General features: G+C 70.2%; 18 protein-coding genes. 10 read left to right on the forward strand and 8 right to left on the reverse strand.

The features are described from left to right. Window positions 1-15 precede the first annotated feature (15 nt). Genes ACFLIM_RS41750 through ACFLIM_RS41760 form a run of 3 tightly spaced genes read left to right on the forward strand, consistent with a single transcriptional unit; the run spans window position 16 to window position 3,628 of the window. Window positions 16-525, forward strand: a complete 510-nt coding sequence (locus tag ACFLIM_RS41750) for a (2Fe-2S)-binding protein (RefSeq protein WP_393174775.1) — start codon at window positions 16-18, stop codon at window positions 523-525. Next, on the forward strand, window positions 522-1,511 hold the full coding sequence (locus ACFLIM_RS41755; RefSeq protein ID WP_393174777.1) for an FAD binding domain-containing protein: 990 nt from the start codon (window positions 522-524) through the stop codon (window positions 1,509-1,511). The genes ACFLIM_RS41750 and ACFLIM_RS41755 overlap by 4 nt, the downstream gene beginning before the upstream one ends. Beyond that, window positions 1,508-3,628, forward strand: coding sequence for a xanthine dehydrogenase family protein molybdopterin-binding subunit (locus tag ACFLIM_RS41760; RefSeq protein WP_393174779.1), 2,121 nt, complete (start codon window positions 1,508-1,510; stop codon window positions 3,626-3,628). Before ACFLIM_RS41755 ends, ACFLIM_RS41760 begins: the two co-directional genes overlap by 4 nt. Window positions 3,629-3,768: 140 nt before the next feature. Here ACFLIM_RS41760 and ACFLIM_RS41765 read toward each other — a convergent pair whose 3' ends face one another. Next, a complete protein-coding gene (locus tag ACFLIM_RS41765; protein ID WP_393174781.1) occupies window positions 3,769-4,572 on the reverse strand; it encodes an SAM-dependent methyltransferase in 804 nt (267 codons plus the stop codon). Between the two features lie 462 nt (window positions 4,573-5,034). Between ACFLIM_RS41765 and ACFLIM_RS41770 the strand changes: the two genes are divergently transcribed. Then, complete coding sequence (locus ACFLIM_RS41770; protein ID WP_393174783.1) at window positions 5,035-5,511, forward strand: hypothetical protein; 477 nt, start codon at window positions 5,035-5,037, stop codon at window positions 5,509-5,511. Window positions 5,512-5,762: 251 nt separating this feature from the next. On the opposite strand, the gene ACFLIM_RS41775 is transcribed toward ACFLIM_RS41770, so the two are convergent. Next, window positions 5,763-6,848, reverse strand: coding sequence for a phosphotransferase (locus tag ACFLIM_RS41775; protein WP_393174785.1), 1,086 nt, complete (start codon window positions 6,846-6,848; stop codon window positions 5,763-5,765). Between the two features lie 67 nt (window positions 6,849-6,915). Here ACFLIM_RS41775 and ACFLIM_RS41780 point away from each other — a divergent pair, with 67 nt between their 5' ends. After that, a complete protein-coding gene (locus ACFLIM_RS41780) occupies window positions 6,916-9,483 on the forward strand; it encodes a helix-turn-helix transcriptional regulator (RefSeq protein WP_393174787.1) in 2,568 nt (855 codons plus the stop codon). 224 nt (window positions 9,484-9,707) lie between these two features. On the opposite strand, the gene ACFLIM_RS41785 is transcribed toward ACFLIM_RS41780, so the two are convergent. Together ACFLIM_RS41785 and ACFLIM_RS41790 are read right to left on the reverse strand one after the other, a co-directional pair. Continuing rightward, entirely contained in the window at window positions 9,708-10,355 is a 648-nt protein-coding gene (locus tag ACFLIM_RS41785) for a nitroreductase family protein (RefSeq protein WP_393174789.1), read from the reverse strand. Between the two features lie 16 nt (window positions 10,356-10,371). Next, window positions 10,372-11,733, reverse strand: a complete 1,362-nt coding sequence (locus ACFLIM_RS41790; RefSeq protein ID WP_393174791.1) for an MFS transporter — start codon at window positions 11,731-11,733, stop codon at window positions 10,372-10,374. 304 nt (window positions 11,734-12,037) lie between these two features. Between ACFLIM_RS41790 and ACFLIM_RS41795 the strand changes: the two genes are divergently transcribed. Next, entirely contained in the window at window positions 12,038-12,349 is a 312-nt protein-coding gene (locus ACFLIM_RS41795) for a MarR family winged helix-turn-helix transcriptional regulator (RefSeq protein ID WP_393174793.1), read from the forward strand. A gap of 592 nt (window positions 12,350-12,941) precedes the next feature. Here the strand turns inward: ACFLIM_RS41795 and ACFLIM_RS41800 are convergent. Further along, window positions 12,942-13,244 (reverse strand): hypothetical protein, encoded by a 303-nt coding sequence (locus ACFLIM_RS41800; RefSeq protein ID WP_393174795.1) that lies wholly within the window; start codon window positions 13,242-13,244, stop codon window positions 12,942-12,944. Here ACFLIM_RS41800 and ACFLIM_RS41805 point away from each other — a divergent pair. Then, a complete protein-coding gene (locus ACFLIM_RS41805; protein ID WP_393174797.1) occupies window positions 13,221-13,625 on the forward strand; it encodes a hypothetical protein in 405 nt (134 codons plus the stop codon). The genes ACFLIM_RS41800 and ACFLIM_RS41805 overlap by 24 nt on opposite strands. Before the next feature lie 231 nt (window positions 13,626-13,856). After that, complete coding sequence (locus ACFLIM_RS41810; RefSeq protein ID WP_393174881.1) at window positions 13,857-14,735, forward strand: alpha/beta fold hydrolase; 879 nt, start codon at window positions 13,857-13,859, stop codon at window positions 14,733-14,735. A gap of 300 nt (window positions 14,736-15,035) precedes the next feature. Here the strand turns inward: ACFLIM_RS41810 and ACFLIM_RS41815 are convergent, their stop codons facing one another. The 3 genes from ACFLIM_RS41815 to ACFLIM_RS41825 all read right to left on the reverse strand — a co-directional run bounded on the left by ACFLIM_RS41815 (window position 15,036) and on the right by ACFLIM_RS41825 (window position 17,152). Next, complete coding sequence (locus tag ACFLIM_RS41815; protein ID WP_393174799.1) at window positions 15,036-15,365, reverse strand: hypothetical protein; 330 nt, start codon at window positions 15,363-15,365, stop codon at window positions 15,036-15,038. A gap of 68 nt (window positions 15,366-15,433) precedes the next feature. Next, a complete protein-coding gene (locus ACFLIM_RS41820) occupies window positions 15,434-15,562 on the reverse strand; it encodes a hypothetical protein (protein ID WP_393174801.1) in 129 nt (42 codons plus the stop codon). A gap of 84 nt (window positions 15,563-15,646) precedes the next feature. Beyond that, window positions 15,647-17,152: a carboxylesterase/lipase family protein gene (locus tag ACFLIM_RS41825; RefSeq protein WP_393174803.1), complete on the reverse strand. Its 1,506-nt coding sequence runs from the start codon at window positions 17,150-17,152 to the stop codon at window positions 15,647-15,649. Window positions 17,153-17,314: 162 nt separating this feature from the next. On the opposite strand from ACFLIM_RS41825, the gene ACFLIM_RS41830 reads away from it, so the two are divergent. Next, on the forward strand, window positions 17,315-17,449 hold the full coding sequence (locus ACFLIM_RS41830; RefSeq protein WP_393174805.1) for a hypothetical protein: 135 nt from the start codon (window positions 17,315-17,317) through the stop codon (window positions 17,447-17,449). Window positions 17,450-17,720: 271 nt separating this feature from the next. Next, complete coding sequence (locus ACFLIM_RS41835; protein ID WP_393174807.1) at window positions 17,721-18,512, forward strand: ArsR/SmtB family transcription factor; 792 nt, start codon at window positions 17,721-17,723, stop codon at window positions 18,510-18,512. Window positions 18,513-18,551: the final 39 nt, after the last annotated feature.

Raw genomic sequence — 18,551 nt, forward strand, 5'->3', positions numbered from 1 at the left:
TCAAGGAAGAGAACCATGGATGTGGAAATCGTGTTGCGGGTGGACGGGAACGAGCACCGGCTCGCCGTCGACACTCGCACGACGCTGCTGGACGCCCTGCGCGAGCGGCTCGGGAACACCAGCCCCAAGAAGGGCTGTGACCACGGGCAGTGCGGCGCCTGCACCGTCCTGCTCGACGGGCGTCGCGTGACGAGCTGCCTGGTGCTGGCGGTCGCGAGCGAGGGCGCGGAGATCGTCACGGCGGAAGGGCTCGCCGACGGCGACGAACTGCACCCGGTGCAGCGCGCCTTCGTCACGCACGACGCCTTCCAGTGCGGCTACTGCACTCCCGGCCAGGTCGTCTCGGCCGTGGGCATGCTGCGCGAGGCGGAGGCCGGCTGGCCGAGCGTCGTGACCGAGGACCTGGACGCCGAGGAGGTCACGCTCGACGACAGGGAGATCGCGGAGCGGATGAGCGGCAACCTGTGCCGGTGCGCCGCGTACGCCAACATCGTGCCCGCCATCGCGGAGGTGGCGCGGTCATGAAGCCCTTCCGCTACCAGCGCGCCGACGACGTGGCGACCGCCGTCGCCACCGTCGCCGGGGAACTGGGCGCGTCCTTCCTCGCGGGTGGGACGAACCTGGTGGACCTGATGAAGATGGAGGTGGCCACCCCCGACGTGCTGATCGACGTCCGCCACCTGGTCTCCGACCGGATCGAGGAGTTGCCGGACGGCGGCCTGCGGATCGGCGCGGGCATGCTCAACAGCGAGCTCGCCGCCGACCGGCGGATCAGGCACCGCTACCCGATGCTCTCCCAGGCGATCCTGGCCGGCGCCTCCTACCAGCTGCGCAACCTCGCCACCACCGGCGGGAACTTCCTGCAGCGCACCCGTTGCGTGTACTTCCGCGACGTCACCACTCCGTGCAACAAGCGCGAGCCGGGATCGGGCTGCTCCGCACGCGGCGGCCACGAGCGCGACCTGGCGATCCTCGGCGCCTCCGAGGCGTGCGCGGCCACCCACCCATCCGACATGGCCGTGGCCATGGCCGCGCTCGACGCGGTGGTCCGCACGCGCGGACCGGCCGGGGAGCGGACGATCCCGGTGACCGAGTTGCACCGGCTCCCTGGCGACGCGCCCGAGCGCGACACCGTGCTCGAACGCGGGGAGCTGATCACGGCCGTCGACCTGCCGCCCCTTCCGATCGCGGCCGCTTCCCGCTACCGCAAGGTACGCGACCGCGCGTCGTACGCGTTCGCGCTGGTCTCGGTGGCCGCCGCGGTCGAGGTCGGCGACGGCCTGATCCGCGACGTGCGCCTGGCCCTCGGCGGCGTGGCGCACAAGCCCTGGCGAGCGCTCACCGCCGAGCGGGCGCTGCGCGGCGCGCCCGCGACCGAGGAGAGCTTCCGCGCTGCCGCCGAGGCCGAGCTGGCCGCGGCCCAGCCGCTGCCGGGCAACGCCTTCAAGGTCCCGCTCGCCCGCAACACCATCGTCAGCATGCTTCGCGCCCTCACCCGGGAGACACGATGACCGTCACCAGTGCCGTGGGCGCTCCGCTCGACCGCGTGGACGGCCCCCTCAAGGTCCGGGGCGCCGCGACGTACGCGGGTGAGTGGCCGGTGGAGAACCCCGCCCACCTGTATCCGCTGCAGGCGACGATCGCCGCCGGGCGCGTCACCGCCGTCAACACCAGCGCCGCGATGGCCCAGCCCGGCGTGCTGGCCGTGCTCACCCACCTGAACGCCCCCAAGCTGGCCTGGGCCACCGACCCGGAGGTGGCGGTCCTGCAGTCCGACGAGGTCGCCTTCCGCGGCCAGATCGTCGGCGCCGTGATCGCCGAGACCCCGGAGATCGCCCGGCACGCCGCCAGCCTGGTCCGGCTGACATACGAGCAGCGGCCGCACGACACCGACCTGCGGGCCGACCGCGACGACCTGCACAAGCCGCAACACGCCGCCATCTTCGGCTCGATGCCCGGGGACCTCCAGGACGGCTCCCCCGCCGACAGCGCCGCCGGCGACGTCGGCGCCGGGCTCGCCGGCGCGGCCGTCACCGTGGACGCGACGTACACGACGGCGATGAACCACCACAACCCGCTGGAGCCGCACACCAGCATCGCGATCTGGACCGACGACGAGATCACGCTCTACTGCTCCACCCAGGGTGTGCACCTGACCCGGAGCCTGCTGGCCGGGGCGTTCGGGGTCGACGCGGCGCGGATCCGCGCCATCTCACCGCACGTCGGCGGCGCGTTCGGGTCGAAGGTGTATCCGGTCACATGGGCCACCCTCGCCCTGATGGGCGCGCAGCTCGTGCCGGGGCGGCCGGTGAAGTTCCCGCTCACCCGGCAGCAGATGTTCTCCCTGGTCGGCTATCGTCCCGCCACGATCCAGCGGGTCCGGCTCGGCGCCGACTCCGGTGGCCGGCTCACCGCGATCGCGCACGACGTCATCCAGCAGACCGCCAGGGTCAAGGAGTACGCCGAGCAGACGGTGGGCGCCACCCGGACGATGTACGCCGCGCCCAACCGGAGCACGACGACCCGGGTGACCGCCCTGGACGTGCCAGTGCCCACCATCATGCGCGGGCCCGGCGAGGCCACGGGCATGTTCGCGCTGGAGTCGGCCATGGACGAGCTGGCGTACGCCGCCGGGCTCGACCCGGTCGAGTTCCGCATCCGCAACGAACCCGAGGTCCACCCCGAGTCCGGCCTGCCGTTCTCCAGCCGGCACCTGGTGACCTGCCTGCGCGAGGGCGCCCGGCGGTTCGGCTGGCCGGAACGCGATCCGGCCCCGCTGTCGCGGCGGGAGAACGGGTGGCTGGCCGGGACAGGCGTGGCCGCCTCGATCTACCCCTCGGCCCGACTCCCCGGGAACGCCGCGACGATCCACGTGGACGCCGACGGCCGCTACACCGTGGAGATCGGCGCCGCCGACATCGGCACCGGCACCTGGACGGCGCTCACCCAGATCGCCGCCGAGGCGCTCGGCGTCGCAGTAGAGGACGTGAACCTGCGGATCGGCGACACCACGCTCCCGATCGCATCCAGCGCGGGTTTCTCGTCGGGTATCAACTGCTGGGGTACGACCATCTACGCGGCGGCGGCGGAACTGCGCGCCCGCCTGGAGTCCGAGCACGGCGGCACGGTGCCGGCCGAGGGGATCGAGGTCAGCGCCGAGATGCCCGACAACCCGTACATGGCGCAGTTCGCGATGTACAGCTTCGGGGCCCAGTTCGCCGAGGTCCGGGTGCACGAGGACACCGGCGAGATCCGGGTGCCGCGCCTGCTCGGCGTGTTCGACGCGGGACGGATCATCAACCCGAAGACGGCCCGTTCGCAGCTCATCGGCGGAATGACCCAGGGCCTGTCGATGGCGCTGCACGAGGCGAGCGTGATCGACCCACGCTTCGGGCACGTGGTCAACAACGACCTGGGCACCTACCACTTCGCGGCCAACGCCGACGTCGGCTCCATCGAGGTGCACTACCTGGAGGAGCGCGACCCGTACACCAACCCGATGGGCTCCAAGGGCATAGGCGAGGTCTGCATCGTCGGCACGGCCGCGGCCATCGCCAACGCGGCCTACCACGCCACCGGCATCCGCGTCCGCGACCTCCCGATCACCCTCGACAAGCTCCTTCGCTGATCTCGGAGACACCCCACTGGAAACGCTTGGGCAGGCATGCGCAACAGCATTTAGCGCGCGAAAACCGTACAGTCCCGCGCTCTGCGAAACGCTACGCGATGACGTTCGCCGAGCAGGTGGCCGGGTTGTATTGGCACCCTTCAGGGTTTTCGGGCGATACCGCCGAACATGAGGCGCTGGCCCACGGTCAGCTCTTCGGGGACGGCCGCCTCCGGACGCCACAAGGGCAGCGGCACGACACCCGGCTCCACCAGCTCGAACCCATGGAAGAAGGAGGTGATCTCCGCAACGGTGCGGAACCTGCCGGTGCCGAGGAGCGCGAGGTACTTCTTCTCCGCGTCGCGGGATTCCTGGCTCGAGGCGCAGAAGTGGGTGATGAAGAGGTAGCTGCCGGACGGGACCGCGGCCATGTATGCCTCGACGATGCCCCGTGGGTCCTCGTCGTCATGCAGATGGTGCAGGATGCCGACCAGCATCACGCCGACTGGACGGCCACGGTCGATGAGCCGCTTGACGGCCTCGTCACCGAGAATCGCCGCCGGGTCGCGCAGGTCTGAGGTGACCACCGCGGTGCGTTCGTTCTCCGCCAGCAGAGCCCGGCCGTGGGCCAGCACCATGGGGTCGTTGTCGACGTAGACCACCCGTGACTCCGGGTTCGCGCGCTGCGCGACCTGGTGGGTGTTCTCCACGGTCGGCAGCCCCGAGCCGAGGTCGAGGAACTGCGTGATGCCCTGGTCGATAAGGAACCGGACGCCGCGGCCCAGCATCTGGCGGTTGTAGGTCGCCACGTCGTAGATCTCCGGAATGACCTTGGCGATCTCCGCGACGAAGGCACGATCGACCTCGAAGTTGTCCTTGCCGCGCAGGACGACGTCGTAGGCCCTGGCGATGCTGGGCCTGGTCGTGTCGATCGCGCTGTTCCACTCGGCTGGCTTCTCGGCCACGGGTGCCCTTCCTCGCGGAGTCGATTAAAAGGATCATAGTGCCGTCAGCCGATCACCTGGTCTTGGGCGACGACTCCTGTTGCGGTATCCGCTGTCAGAATCGAGCTCTCTGCAGGGCCTCGTGGTACAGACGAGGCAATCAGCGCAACGATCGATCACATCTCGAGGATTCGATCCGTGCAGCCCTTCGACGTCGTGTTCCGACCGCTTGAGGCCGGCGACCCGCAGGAGGCCAGCGGCTACCGGACAGGGCGGCATGGGTCTGGTCTATCTGGACACCTGAGTCCGGTGGGTCTTTGTGTGTCGTTGTGCACGCTGGTGATGATGTGTGCCTTTGTACGCAGAACGGAAGATCGCCGCTGCCTAGATTGAGTGTCGTCCGGAGCGATCAGGCACCCGAAACGGGATCGCCCCGGACGGTGGAAACGAGATTCCCAGCACTCTCATATCAAGGGACAGGTCATGTTGAAGCTTCGCAACGTTCTCGCCGGCACGGTTCTGGCCGGTGCTCTGGCGGCCGGTGTGGCGGCCGCCCCGGCCCAGGCCGCCACCGCGACCACCACCACGACGGCCAACGCGAGCACGGCGGCTCAGACGCAGTACACCAAGCACTGGTTCGAGGGCTACTCCGGCTACAGCCGGGGCGAGTCCCGCGGCCACCGCTCCTACTACAAGGGCTACTACTACTTCTCCAACGGCCGCTACTACTTCGACATCGACGTCTGGGACCGCGACCGCGACCGCGAGAACACCTACGTGGACTTCTGGTACCACGACGACCGCGGCTGGCACCAGGGCCGCCGATTCACCACCGGCGGGCACAACGAGTACCGATTCAACTACAGCGCCCGCGGCGGCTTCGACGGCTTCAAGCTCCACATCGGCGAGGGCAAGTCGGGTCACTTCGACTGGGGCACCTACTACAACCGCTCCTGGTGACCTCAGACTTCTCCCTCTGACCACGAGGAGGCATCGGCCGGCACGCTGGCCGTGGCGGCGCTGACGCGTACTCGAAACTGTTGTAGATCCCGACCTGCAGCAAGAAGACCCCGCACCCCTCTTTGGGGGGCGGGGTCTTCTTGTGGTGAAGTCGGACCATGTGCCCGGGATCGATACCCGCGATCCCGGGCGCCACCGACTCCCCGGATGTAGGCCGGATCAGGCACGGGGTGCGCTCGCGAACGTGGTCGCTAAGTGGGCAGGGATCGTCCGAGGTCGACGATGAAGCGCGCGAGTCCGGCCCGCTTGCGGAAGAGCTCGTGCAGTTCGGGGGTGGGCTCCTGGCCCAGCCGGTCGAAGGGGATCGCGTTCCAGGCGCTGCGCAGCACGAGCGAGGCGACGTAGCCGAAGGAGATCTCGCCGGGGCTCGCCAGGCCGGCCACCGAGGCGGCGTACGCCGTCTCAATCGCCTCGTGTACGGCGGGCAGGTCCTCGGGGGCCAGCTCGCCGGTGTGGGCCCGGCCGATCAGCAGCTGGCCGAGGTCGAAGCCCACGGCCGCCGGGTACGGCCAGCTCCAGTCGATGGCCACGAACTCCGCCGAGCCGTCGGCGGGGACCAGCAGGTTCCCGGGGCTGGCGTCACCGTGGACGAGGGTGTGCGGGAGCCGGTCCAGGGCCTGCACCAGCGGGTCGATCCGGTCGGCGAGCGCCAGCAGGTCGGCCCGGAGCAGCGGGTCGGCGTTCCGATCGACCAGCGGGTGTCGCCACGTCTCAGGATCCCGCAAGATCGGCAAGAACAGATTGGCGACCGGGGCCGACAGGTAGTAACGAAGGCCCAGGTTGAGCGGCTGACGCGCCCCCGCCACCGGGTGTGCGGCGGCCAGCTCGCCGAGCAGGCGGGCAGCCGAGCGGTAGCGGTCCAGGTCCCACCCGCCGGGCGCGACCGTGACGTCCTCCAGCCACATGACCAGCCGGTCGTCGCCCAGGTCGGCCAGCCGATACATCCGCGGCATCCGCAGCCCCCCGGGCAGCGCGCGGCCGGCCAGGTAGACGTCCACGTCGGCCCGCCAGGGGAAGTGCGCGACCAGTTGGTCCCGCACCTGCTCGGGAATCGTCTCGTATCCGGCCCAGTGCCGGATCGAGTGAACGGACTTGACGAAGAACGACCAGGTCACGCCGCTGGTCGTGGTGCCGTGCACGCGGTGGAGCGAGGCCGTCGACAACATCCCGGGCCCGTGGTCGAGCAGTTCGACCCGGTGGTCGCCGATCTCGGCCAGCGGGTCGCCGAGGCTCTCGCGAACGAGGTCGGTCAGGTCGCCGGTCAATGTCGTGATCATGGGCTCAGCATGCCCGGTCGGGAAATGCCCTCGCATGAGCATGGTCTACTCAAATACGCTCTTCGTCGTGACACTAGGCTCCTGGCCGTTCACCGGGCGTGCGGCGCAACTCGCGCAGATCAGATCGGCTTCCAGGGGCGTAGTCGTCGCCGGTCCGCCGGGGACGGGCAAGAGCCGCCTGGTGGCGCAGGCCGTACACGATCTTGACGGGGTCGCGTGGGTGCGCGCCACCGCGGCCGCCGCGGAGCTCCCGCTGGGCGCCTTCGCTCCGCTGCTCCCCGCAACGCCGCCCGCGGGCAACCCGCTGGGCTGGGCGGCCGCCGCGTTACGCGCGCCCGTGCTGGTCGTGGACGACGTCCACCTGCTCGACGCGGCCTCGGCCGTACTCGTCCACCACCTCGCGACGCGCGGAACCCGGGTGATCGCGACGCTCCGCAGCCGGACGCCGGTGCCCGACGCGGTGCTCGCGCTGTGGAAGGACGACCTGGTGCCGTTGCTGGAGCTCGAGCCGTTCACGCTGGAGGAGACCATGGCCGTCCTGCGGGCGGCCCTGGGCGGCCAGGTAGAGTCCGCGACCGCGGCCCGGCTGTGGCACGCCAGTCAGGGCAACGTGCTCTACCTGCGCGAGCTCGTGCTGTCCGGAATGCTCACCGACGACCGCGGGCTGTGGCGCTGGCGCGGGCCGCTGACGATCACGCCCACGCTGCGCGAGACGATCGCGGGCCGCATCGGCGAGCTGACCGCGCGGGAGCGGGAGGTGCTCGAGCTCCTGGCGTACGGCGAGCCGCTCGGCGCGGACCTGCTGGTCGCGCTCGGCTCCTTCGACGCCGTCCACCGCCTGGAGGACCGGCAGCTCGTGACGGTTCAACCGGACGGCCGGCGGCTCCAGGTCCGGCTCGCACACCCCCTGCACGGCGAGGTCATCAGGGACGGCTGCGGGGTGCTGCGCGCGCGCTCGCTGATGCGCGGGCTGGCCCAGGCGGTCGCCGAGGCCGGGCTGCGGCGGCGCGAGGACGTGCTCAGGGTGGCCGTATGGCGGCTGGATGCCGGCATGACCGGCGACCCCGGGCTGCTCCTGGCCGGCTGCGAGCGCGCGAGGGTCGTCCGGGACCTGGAGCTGGCCGTACGGCTCGGGCGCGCGGCCGTGGCCGCCGGCGGCGGGACGCCCGCGCTCGCCGCGCTGGCCACGGTGCTGTTCTACACCGACCGGTACGGCGAGGCCGAGCAGATGTTCGCGACCGTCTGGGAAGCGGAGCTGGACGAGCTCGCCCGGACCGATCTCGGCATCCAGCGGGCGCTGAACCTGACCGTCGGGCTCGGGGACGTCGAGAAGGCGCTGGCCGTACTGGCGGAGACCACCCGGCTCGTCAGCGCGGTCGAGATGCGGCAGGCCACGTACATCATGCGGGCCGTCGTGGCCACGATCGCCGGCGACCTCGCGGTTGCCGATGAGCTGCTCGCGCGGGCGCGCCGCCTGGGGCCGCTCAGCCCGCACGGCGAGCGCGCGATCAGTGGCGCCGACGCGGCCCTCATGGTGGCGCGCGGCCGCCCCACGGGCTGCCTGGCCCTCGTAGCGAAGATCCGCGCCGGGCTGGACAGGGAACCGGACGCCATGGGCAGCCTCAACGCCGCGCTGATCGAGCAGGCCACCACGGCCGCGCTGCTGCTCGGCGACCTGGACACCGCCGAGCGGCTCGCCGGGGAAGGGTACGGGCTGGACGGCCAGTTCGGCACCTGGACCCGGGCGATCCTGCAGTTCGGCACGCTCAAGGCCCACGTTCGGCGGCTGCGCGGACGACTCGGCGACGCCCTGGCTGGAGCCCGAGACACCGTGGCCCGGCTACCTGCCCCCAGCACCTTGGCGGGATCCTGCCTCGGCGAGCTGGCGCACGCGCACGCGCTCCTCGGCGACCTCGACGCCGCGGAGCAGGCGCTGGCACAGGCGGAGGCCACCGGCCTGCCGATCGGTCCCGCCGCCGTCGTGCCCCTGCGCTTCGCCCGAGCCTGGACCATGGCAGGACGCGGCAACGTGGCGGGGGCCGTCGAGCTCTGCCTCGAGATCGCCAAGAGCGCGTTTTCCTGCGACCTGTCGTTCGCGCTGCACGACGTCGTCCGGCTCGGCCATCCCGAGCTGGTCGCCGCGCGGCTCGCCGAGGTCGACGTGGAGGGCCCGCTGGTGGCGCTGTTCGCGCGCCACGCCGCCGCCCGGGACGGCGCCGAGCTGGACGCGGTCTCTGAGGGCTTCGAACGGCTCGGCCTGCTGCTGTACGCGGCCGAGGCGGCAGCCCAGGCGGCCGCGCGCTACCGGGACGAGGGCTTGCACCGCGGCGCGCGGGCCGCCGAGACCCGAGCCTGGGGGCTCGCCCAGCACTGCCAGGGGGCCCGCACGGTCGCGCTGATGGACCTCGACGTCCCCGAGCTGACCCCCAGGCAGCGCGAGATCGCGATGCTGGCAGCCCAGGGGCTGACCAACCGCGAGATCGCCGAGCGACTCGTCGTCTCCGTACGCACCGTCGCCAACACCTTGTACGCCGTTTACGACAAGATCGGCGTCAACGACCGCACCGCCCTGGCCACCTTCCTGAACCGGCCGGCGTCGCCCGCGGCCACCAGACCACCGCCGCCGATCTTTTGAGTGCCGATGCGACCTGCGCATACTCGTGGATCGCGTACCGGGTAATCCTGGGTACATCACCCCCTCCCTTCCTGACGCGTGCGTTCGTAACGTGTAAAGCATGAGGGCTGAGATGGCGCCTCCGGAAGCGAAAGCCTCTTGCGGCTGCCGGACGTGAATCGTGCCCGCGGTCCGGTGCCGCCTGCCAGGCCGCCCCAGGGGCCGGGGCGGCCTGGCAAGCGGGCTCACCACCGTTCCCAGTGCAGGACCTCCTTGCGCGGGATGCGGGGAGCGGGCTTGAAGTCGGTGCCGAGGGTGAAGGCCAGCGGGATGAACGCCGCCAGCATGACCTCCTCGTACGGCACGCCGAGCACCTTGGCCAGCTCGCGTTCGAGCGGTCCCTGCGCGGTGGTCCACACCGTGCCCAGGCCGCGCGCCCTGGCGGCCAGCATGAAACTCCACACGGCCGGAAGGATCGATCCCCACGCCCCCGCCTGCACGGCCACCGGGGCGCGGTCGGTGCGTCCCTCCACGCCCGGGATGACGAACGCAGGCACCCGGTGGATGTTGTCGGCCAGGTGCCGCAGGCCGTCGAAGACCCGCTCGGTGGAGTCGGAATGGTAGTTCATCCGCCGCACGTCGCGTTCGGTCAGCGGCTGCCCGGAGGCCAGCGGCAGGGCGCGCAGGAAGATGTCGGCCACGGCCCGCCGCTGCTCGGGCTCGGTCACGACCATGAAGTGCCAGCGCTGCCGGTTGCGCCCGGTCGGTGCCTGCACGGCCAGGTCCACGCACTCCTCGATCAGCTCGCGCGGCACCGGGCGGGTGAGATCAAGGCGCTTGCGCACGGCGCGGGTCGTGCTCAGCAGTTCGTCGGGTGTGAGATCCAGCGTCATGATGTGTGTGTCTCCTTCAGGCGGTGGGGGCGGGTACGGGTGCGAGGCGGCGGGGGCGCAGGCCGAAGGCAGCGACGAGGGCGCCGAGCAGGGAGAAGCCGCCCGCCATCAGGAAGGCGATCCGGTATCCGGCCAGCGTGGAGCCGCCGAGCGTCATCATCGCCGCCAGCACCGCCACGCCGATTCCGGCGCCGATCTGGACGGCGGAGGTGACCAGTCCCGAGGCCAGCCCCTGCCGCTCGTCGGGCAGGCCGGCGACGGCGGCGATGTTGAGGCTGGGGAAGGCCAGCCCGTTGCCGATGCCGTGGACGACCAGCGCGGGCAACAGCATCGTGACGTAGTCGCCGGTGGCCCCGGCCCGCAGGAACAACAGGATGCCCGCGCCCTGGACCAGCATCCCGGCGGCGGCCACCCGCCCCAGGCCCCACCGGCTGATCAGCCTGCCGGCCAGGTTGGCGGCGATGACGATGGCCAGGCCCATCGGGACGATCCCGAGCCCGGTAGCCAGCGCGGTGTAGCCGAGCACCTGCTGCAGATACAGGACGGCGACGAACTGCCAGCCGATCGTCGCACACGCCCAGGCCAGCGCCGCGAGATTGGCCGCGGCCACGGTGCCGGACCTGAACACCTCCAGCGGGACGAGCGGCGCGGACCGCCGGCGCTCGATGACGATGAAGGCGCCCAGCAGCAGCGCGGCCACGACACCGGCCGGCCAGTTCCTCTCCGTCAGCGCGAACACCGCCATCAGCACGCCGCCGGTGACCGCGACCGCGCCGGCGCCGTCGAACCCCTCACGCGCCCCGGGCGGCCGAACGCCGCGTGGCAGCACCAGCGGCGCTGCGGCCAGCACGAGCAGGGCGATCGGGACCGGCAGGAAGAACACCAGCCGCCAGCTGATCTCGGTCAGCAAGCCGGAGGCGATCAGCCCGGCGGTGTATCCGGTCGCCCCGGCCAGCGAGTAGACCCCCAGCGCCCGGTTGCGCTGCGGTCCCTCGGCGAAGGTGGTGGTGATGAGCGACAGCGCCGCCGGGGCGGTGAGCGCGGCCGCCACCCCCTTGATCACCCGGGTGGCCACCAGCGGCCATCCGGCCGACAGGAGCCCGCCGACCAGGCTCGCCGCCGCGAACACCGCCAGCGATAGCACGAACACCCGGCGGCGGCCGAACAGGTCGGCGATGCGGCCGCCGAGCAGCAGGAAGCCGCCATAGGCGACCGCGTAGCCGGACATCAGCCACTGCAGGGTGCTCTCCGGCAGCGACAGATCACGCCCGATGGCGGGCAGCGCGACACCCATCAACGACAGGTCCATCGAGTCCAGGAACACCGCGGCGCACAGCAACACCAGGGCCGCCTGTTGGCGGCCGTCGGTTCGGGTCACGATCACTCTCCATCTGCATGCAAACAATTGGCGGACAGACGATTTGAACCGTATTCCTGCAAATCATCTGCTGTCAAACAGTCTGCGTGGAGATGGACCTGCGGTAGGCTGACGGTTGGACGCAAGAGGAGAGTGATGGCGACAACGACCAGAACGACGGACCGCGGGACGGCCTACTTTCCGCAACTCGCAGCCGAGCGGCTGGACATCGCGCTGTGCCGGGCCTCGGCCGCCGTAGCCCGCGCCGCCGACGTGCACGCCGCCGGAGAAGGGCTCGGAGTCGGGGCACCACCTCGTGCTCCAGATGCTCGACGCCGTCGGCCCCTGCTCCCAGCAGACGCTCAGCGAGGAACTCCGGATCGACCGCAGCGTCATGGTCGGCATCTGCGACGACCTGGAGCAGGCGGGCCACGTTCATAGGGAGCGCAACCCCCGCGACCGGCGCTCCTACGCCGTCACCATCACCGACCCAGGCCGCCGGCGGCTCGCCGAGGCCCAGGCATCAATCCCGGCCTTCCTCGAGGACACCTTCAACGCCCTCACCCTCGACGAGCGCGGCCAACTGAGCGCAATCCTCGCCAAACTCCTGCAGGCCAGCGCCGGTGGCCCTCGCTGAGAGCCCATGCCTGTCGCCCATTCGCAGGATGTGGGCCCGTCCAATCTGTTGCTATCGCCGGCTCTCAACCAGCAAGCGTTCTCCTCCGCGCTGGACGATCCCGTAGTTCCGAGATCGCGCCAAGCGATCCTCCACAGGAGGCCGGATCCGCTTCCGATATTACGAAGCGCGGCCCGGGGGCCCGCCCCACTGCGCTGCCCGCCGATCTCGCGGCCGTCCTGGACGATTACACCGCGGGGCTCACCGACGCCCCGCTGTCGGCCGAATCCCGCCGCACCTACCTTTCCCGGGTGCGCATGTACCTGGTCTGGCTCCACACGCACACGCCCCGGCCCTTCTCCGGGGACCCGCTCAGCGATGCCCATGCCCGCAACGGTGCAGTACGCGACTACGGCGCTGGCTGCCGCGCGACGGCCCGGTCAAGCGCAGCGTCGTCTACGCCAACTCCGCGCTCACAGCCCTGGACGACTTCTACATTCGCCGCGGCCCAGGCAAAGCCGTCGTCGAACGCGACGAGGCCGCCGCCCTCAACCTGCTCACCACCGACCGCTGACCAGGACAATCCTGGCACCCATGTCACCTCAAGATCGACTCAGGTCGTGTCCTGCGGTGCCGCTAGTGGCATCGTGACGAAGGCGCCACAGCCGCCAAGCTGTTCGCCTTCATCGCCTGGGCCGCCGGCGACCTTGGCCGGATTCGCGATGCGGAAGCCCACGCCCGTACCGCCCTTATCCTGGCCGATCAGGCTGAAATCCCAGCAGCCCGAGCTCTGGCGTTGTGCGCCCAGTCCAAGACGGCCTTCTGGGATCGTCATCAGCGCCAGGCCGCCGCTCTGGCCCGGCAGGGTTTCGAGTGCTCGCCCGACGACACCATGAAGGTGTTCCTCGCCCTGCAAGAGGCCGACGCCTGGCAGGAACTGGGGGATGTCCCCCGCGCCCTGCAGACACTCCGCGACGCCGAGCGCGCCCGCGCGGCCATCAGCCGCCCCGACGATTTGGGCGTCCTGTTCTCCTGCGGTACAGCGCGCCAATGCAACTACACGATGACGGTCCACCTACGCGCCGCAGACGCCGGCAAGGCCATCGCCGTCGCCGAGCTGGCCCTGGACGCTTACCGGCAAGGAGAGGAACAGGCGTACGGCACCTGGGCGCAGATCCACATCGGCCTAGCCCACGCCCACCTCATCGCCCGGCAACTCGAAGCAGCCCAAGCCGCCCTCACCGCCAGCTCCCCCATCCGATCATGGACGAGTTACCCCGATTGCCGGGCCGCATGATGGACCACTAACATCAACTGCGTTGCCGTCAGCCGCTCAGCCAGATGACGTCGGCAACCAGGACTATTGCGTCTCCGTAAAGATTCTCTCCCGCTGTCTGACCATCGTCCGGCGGGGTGAGGCGGAGGCCGCGCTCTCGATGAGGCATCCGGTCACGCCCATCGCGCCGCCAGTCATACACCCCCCCACAGCCGGTCGCCTGCACTCAGCCAGGCGGCGAGAGGATCGATGATGGAACCGAAGATCGCGAGTTTCGAATACCAGCGCGTCACCGTCGCCGACGGCGTTACGCTGAAGGTCGCCGTGGGCGGCTGGGGCAGCCCGATCGTGCTGCTGCACGGCTTCCCGCAGACGCATCTGATCTGGCGGCACGTCGCCGTGGATCTGGCCGTCGACCACACCGTCATATGCCCTGATCTACGCGGATACGGCGACAGCGACAAGCCGATCGACACCGACGGACGCACCTATTCCAAACGCACCATGGCCGCCGACATTGTCGCCCTCGCACACGCCCTCGGCCATGAGCGCTTCGCGCTGGCCGGACATGACCGAGGCGCCCTGGTCGCCTTCCGTGCCGGACTCGATCACCCCGACGTGATCACCCACCTCGCCTGCTTGGACGTCCTACCGACCCTGGATGTCTGGGAGACACTGCGGGGCAGCGCTGCCATCCGCGGCTTCCACCTGTTCCTGATGGCCCAGCCGCCCGGACTGCCCGAACAGATGATCTCCGCCACCTCAGACGCCTTCTTCGGCCACTTCCTGAACATCTGGACCCGCGATCCGGACGCGGTCCCCGCCCACATTCGCGCCGCCTACCTGGAGGCCTCCCGTCGGGCGATCCCCTCGATCGTCGCCGACTACCGAGCCTCAGCCACCACCGACGTCGAACACGACCAAGCGGACCAGCAGGCCGGGAACCAGCTGCAAATGCCGATAACAGTCCTGCACCAGGACCTGGGACCGGAGTTCGCGCGCCTCGCCGCCAACGCCTGGCAGGCATGGGCTCCGCAAGCGGAGCTCGCCACCCTGGACTGCGGACACCTTATGGCCGAGGAAGCACCCGGCGAGACCGCCAAAGCACTACGCACCCTCCTCACCAGGTAACAGACCTGTCACCGCCCAAACGGGTCCGTGAGATCGTGGCTAAGCAGAACGGCAAGGATCCCCCGTCAAACAGGCTTGATCGCACAGCCTACGGTCTCTGAAAGCACGTTCTGTTCTTCCTGATCTCCCAGTCGGCGACGGGTCGCCGGGACTATTACCCGACCAACGTTGTGTGACAGGCCACTAGCTACTTGCCCCTGAAAACTGCTGAGCCTTGATCAACCGGCTGTGGATGTCGGCGAAGCGTGGATGCGGTGGGCCGGGCTTGGCCCATGGGCCCGGGTCACCCGCTGATGACCGTCATCCGCTGGAGGTTGTAGGCGAAGATCGCGAGTCCTGTCCAGGTTCGTGCGCCCGCGTGTTGGCGAAGGCGGCGCCTACCAGGCCGAATTCAAGAACCTGGGCAACCTCCCGATCCCCGTCCAGACCGCCCTGGACAAGGCCGCCAAGCTCGAGGACGACGTGGCCAAGGTCCGCGCGGACAACAGACGCCTCAAGAACCTCCTGGACACCTACGCCGCACTGATCCGCGATCTCACCGACGAACTCGGCCAGACCCGCCAGCAGTGCGATGAAGCCCTCGGCGAACTCGACCGGCTCCATGACGGCGTGCAGGTCCTGGCCGACCACCGGCGCGTCCGCTCGGACAAGGGAACCTTCACCTGCGGGGTTTGGGGCTGTCGAAACCTGTCGCACTGTCATGCGCCGAACATCTTGACCGCTTCGCGACCGGGAGCCACCACGCCCGCCGCGGCACCCAGGGCGACACCGCCGACGACCAGCGCCGCACCTACCGTGACGACCGCCCGAGTTACGCGCTTCCTCATGACCTGTCTCCCTTCGACTGCCTGGCGAGGGTCCTCGCCACGCCACCTACTCTCATCTCCCTGGGTGGTGGCGGGCTGGACCGGCTACGGCCGCATCCGCAACGTGAGGGGGGCCAAGGCGTGCCCGGCCCACAACTCACGGGAGGTCTCCTCCGGATACGCCGTTATGCCCGGCTCGGTGTCGATGACCCAGGTATGCCTGTTTTGCGGCTCGTACGCCGGCCAGCCCGGATCCCCGGTCGTGGCGAAGGCGATCCATGCCGCGCGGACCCGGGCCGACAGCTCGGCCGCTGCTGGTGGCGGCTCCTGTCCGAGCAGCAGTCCTGCCGCTCCAGCGGTCAGGTTGCCGAACGTCAGTGGCAGGCCGAGCCCGTGACAGGCGCCGAGGGCATCGCCGCCCATGCCGGGGGCCGGCCAGGTCAGCTCGTACAGGTGGGCCCGGCCGCGCCTTTGGTGGGTCTCGGCCAGCTGGACGGAAGGCATCCGGAACATCCAGTCGGAGTGCACCAGCTCGTACAGCCGCTCTTCGTCGGCCCCGGGGTAGGCGGCCCGGTAGGCCTCCGGGTCCGGGGCGAGCTCCCGCAGCGCGGTGGCCGCCCGTTCGGCGGTGATCTGGCCGGTGTCGCCCCTGATGGCCATGAACAGCCGATACTCGTCGCGGGTGTGCCCCACGATCAGTTCCACATCGCGCGCCGCCCCGTCCGCCAGTGACCGCCACGGCACCGCGGGCAGCACCTCGCCGTCCACGACCGGCGCGAACGGCGTCTGGACGTACGCGGCCCGGCCCCACTGCGGGCAGCCGCCCATCTTGTCTGCCAGCGCGTCCCCGGCGTCGATCAGCCGCTCCGGCGACAGGCGGGCGAGTTCGCCCGCGAGCGGGGCCAGGCCCAGCTCACCGGCTAGAGCGGCGGCGATGTCGGCGGCCAGCTCAACGGAGAAGAACAGGCCCGGCACGCTCTGCGCGATCGCCCTGCGGAACAGACCGGCGGCTTGGGGCATCGCCATCAGCGCCGCGATGGTCCCGGCTCCGGCGGACTCCCCGAAAACGGTGACCCGGTCCGGATCTCCGCCGAAAGCCGCGATGTTGTCGTGCACCCAGCGGAGGGCGGCCACCTGGTCCAGTAACCCGCGGTTGGCCGGTGCTCCCTGGAAGTGTCCGAAGCCCTCGGCGGAGACCCGGTAGTTGAAGGTGACCACGATGACGCCGTCCCGGGCGAGCACGCGGCCGTCGAAGACCGGGTCGCCGGACCACCCGTACATGTAACCTCCGCCATGGATCCACACCATCACCGGCAGCCGGGCGGCGCCCAGGTCGGGGGACCAGACATTGACGGTCAACCAGTCGCCGTCCGCGCTGTCCGCGCCGGACGCGCCCAGCAGCCTGGACTGCGGCGGCGGCGGACCGAACGCGCCGGCCTCGCGCACCCCGTCCCACGGCTCGGCCGGCACCGGTGCGGCCAGTCGCAGGGCGCCCACCGGCGGGCGCGCGAATGGCACGCCGCGGAAGACGGTCACGCCGTCCTCCATCCGCCCGCGCAGCTTTCCCGTGCTCACCCGGACCTCCGGGTCTGCGGATCCGATGGCGCTCATGGCACACTCCTCTTCCAGGGGTGCCGGCTCCCATGGCCAGGCGCGGCCATCTTCGCCCAAACCGCGGGCTCGCCGCACCTCGATATCGAGCGGGCCGGAGTAGCGGAAGGTCTCCAGACCCATACGCCACGTCATCCATCTTTGTTAGAGGTTGTTAAGCGTGTGTCGTGTGAGCTCGACCTGATGGGCCTCGATCAGCCGCGCTACGTGGTCGTCAACGGCCCGCCCGAGGGCAGCCACCTGAACGAGGTGATGGCCACACGTGCGGGCGTGTGCGTCGGTCACTTCTACACGTGAGGGGGACGATTGCTGTTCGAAGAGATACCGAGTGAAGCGCATGGAACGCCCGTGAACGAAGTCGGGGCGAACTGTATCGACCGAAGTTCGATGACCGGCCGTTGGGTGTGTGCGTGCGCGTCGGCACCTGCGAGGCCGTGCCGAGGATGATCAGCTCCCGCATCCGCCCATCGTAGCCGCGCGTCTTGACAGGCAGCCATCCGGCTGCCTAAATTAAAGGCAGCCGAAAGGCTGCATATCGACAGGCGGCAACCTGGGTACGAGGGCGGGCATGGACGAGGTGTTCAAGGCACTGGCCGATCCGAGCCGGCGCGCGCTGCTCGACTCGCTCAACGCCCGCAACGGGCAGACGCTGCGCGAGCTGTGCGCCGGACTCGACATGGCCAGGCAGTCCGTCAGCAAGCACCTCGCGGTGTTGGAGGAGGCCGGGCTCGTCGCCACCGTGCGGCGGGGCCGGGAGAAGCTGCACTACCTCAACGCCGCGCCCGTGCACGAGATCGCCCACCGGTGGATCAGCCGCTACGACCGGGCCAGGGTCCAAGCCCTGGCGGACCTGAAACTCGCCCTGGAGGAGACCCCGATGGACGCGCCGACCTTCGTCTACACCACCTACATCCGCACCACCCCGCAGAAGCTCTGGCAGGCGCTGACCGAGCCCGCCTTCACCCGCCGCTACTGGGCCACGGAGTTCACTACGGACTGGTCCGTCGGCTCGCCGATGACCTGGGACAACCACGGCGTGCTGATCAGCGACCCGGAGCAGGTCGTGCTGGAGGCCGAACCCTACAGTCGGCTCTCCTACACCTGGCACGCCATCACCCCGGAGCTCGCCAAGCGCTTCGGCTGGGACGAGGAACTGCTCGCCCGGCTGTCCGGCGAGGCCCGCTCGAAGGTCACCTTCACGATTGAGGAGGCCGCGCAGGTCGTGAAGCTCACCGTCGTGCACGACGGCTTCGAGCCCGGATCGAGCCTGGCCGAGATGGTCAGCTACGGCTGGCCGAACGTGGTGGCGAGCCTGAAGTCGCTGCTGGAGACCGGCGAACCGCTGCCGGACGATGCGTGACCTCCCCGATCAGGGCTCGACGACGTCGCGAGGTGCCGC

The sequence above is a fragment of the Nonomuraea marmarensis genome (assembly GCF_043197025.1).
In the GTDB taxonomy this organism is placed as follows: domain Bacteria; phylum Actinomycetota; class Actinomycetes; order Streptosporangiales; family Streptosporangiaceae; genus Nonomuraea; species Nonomuraea marmarensis.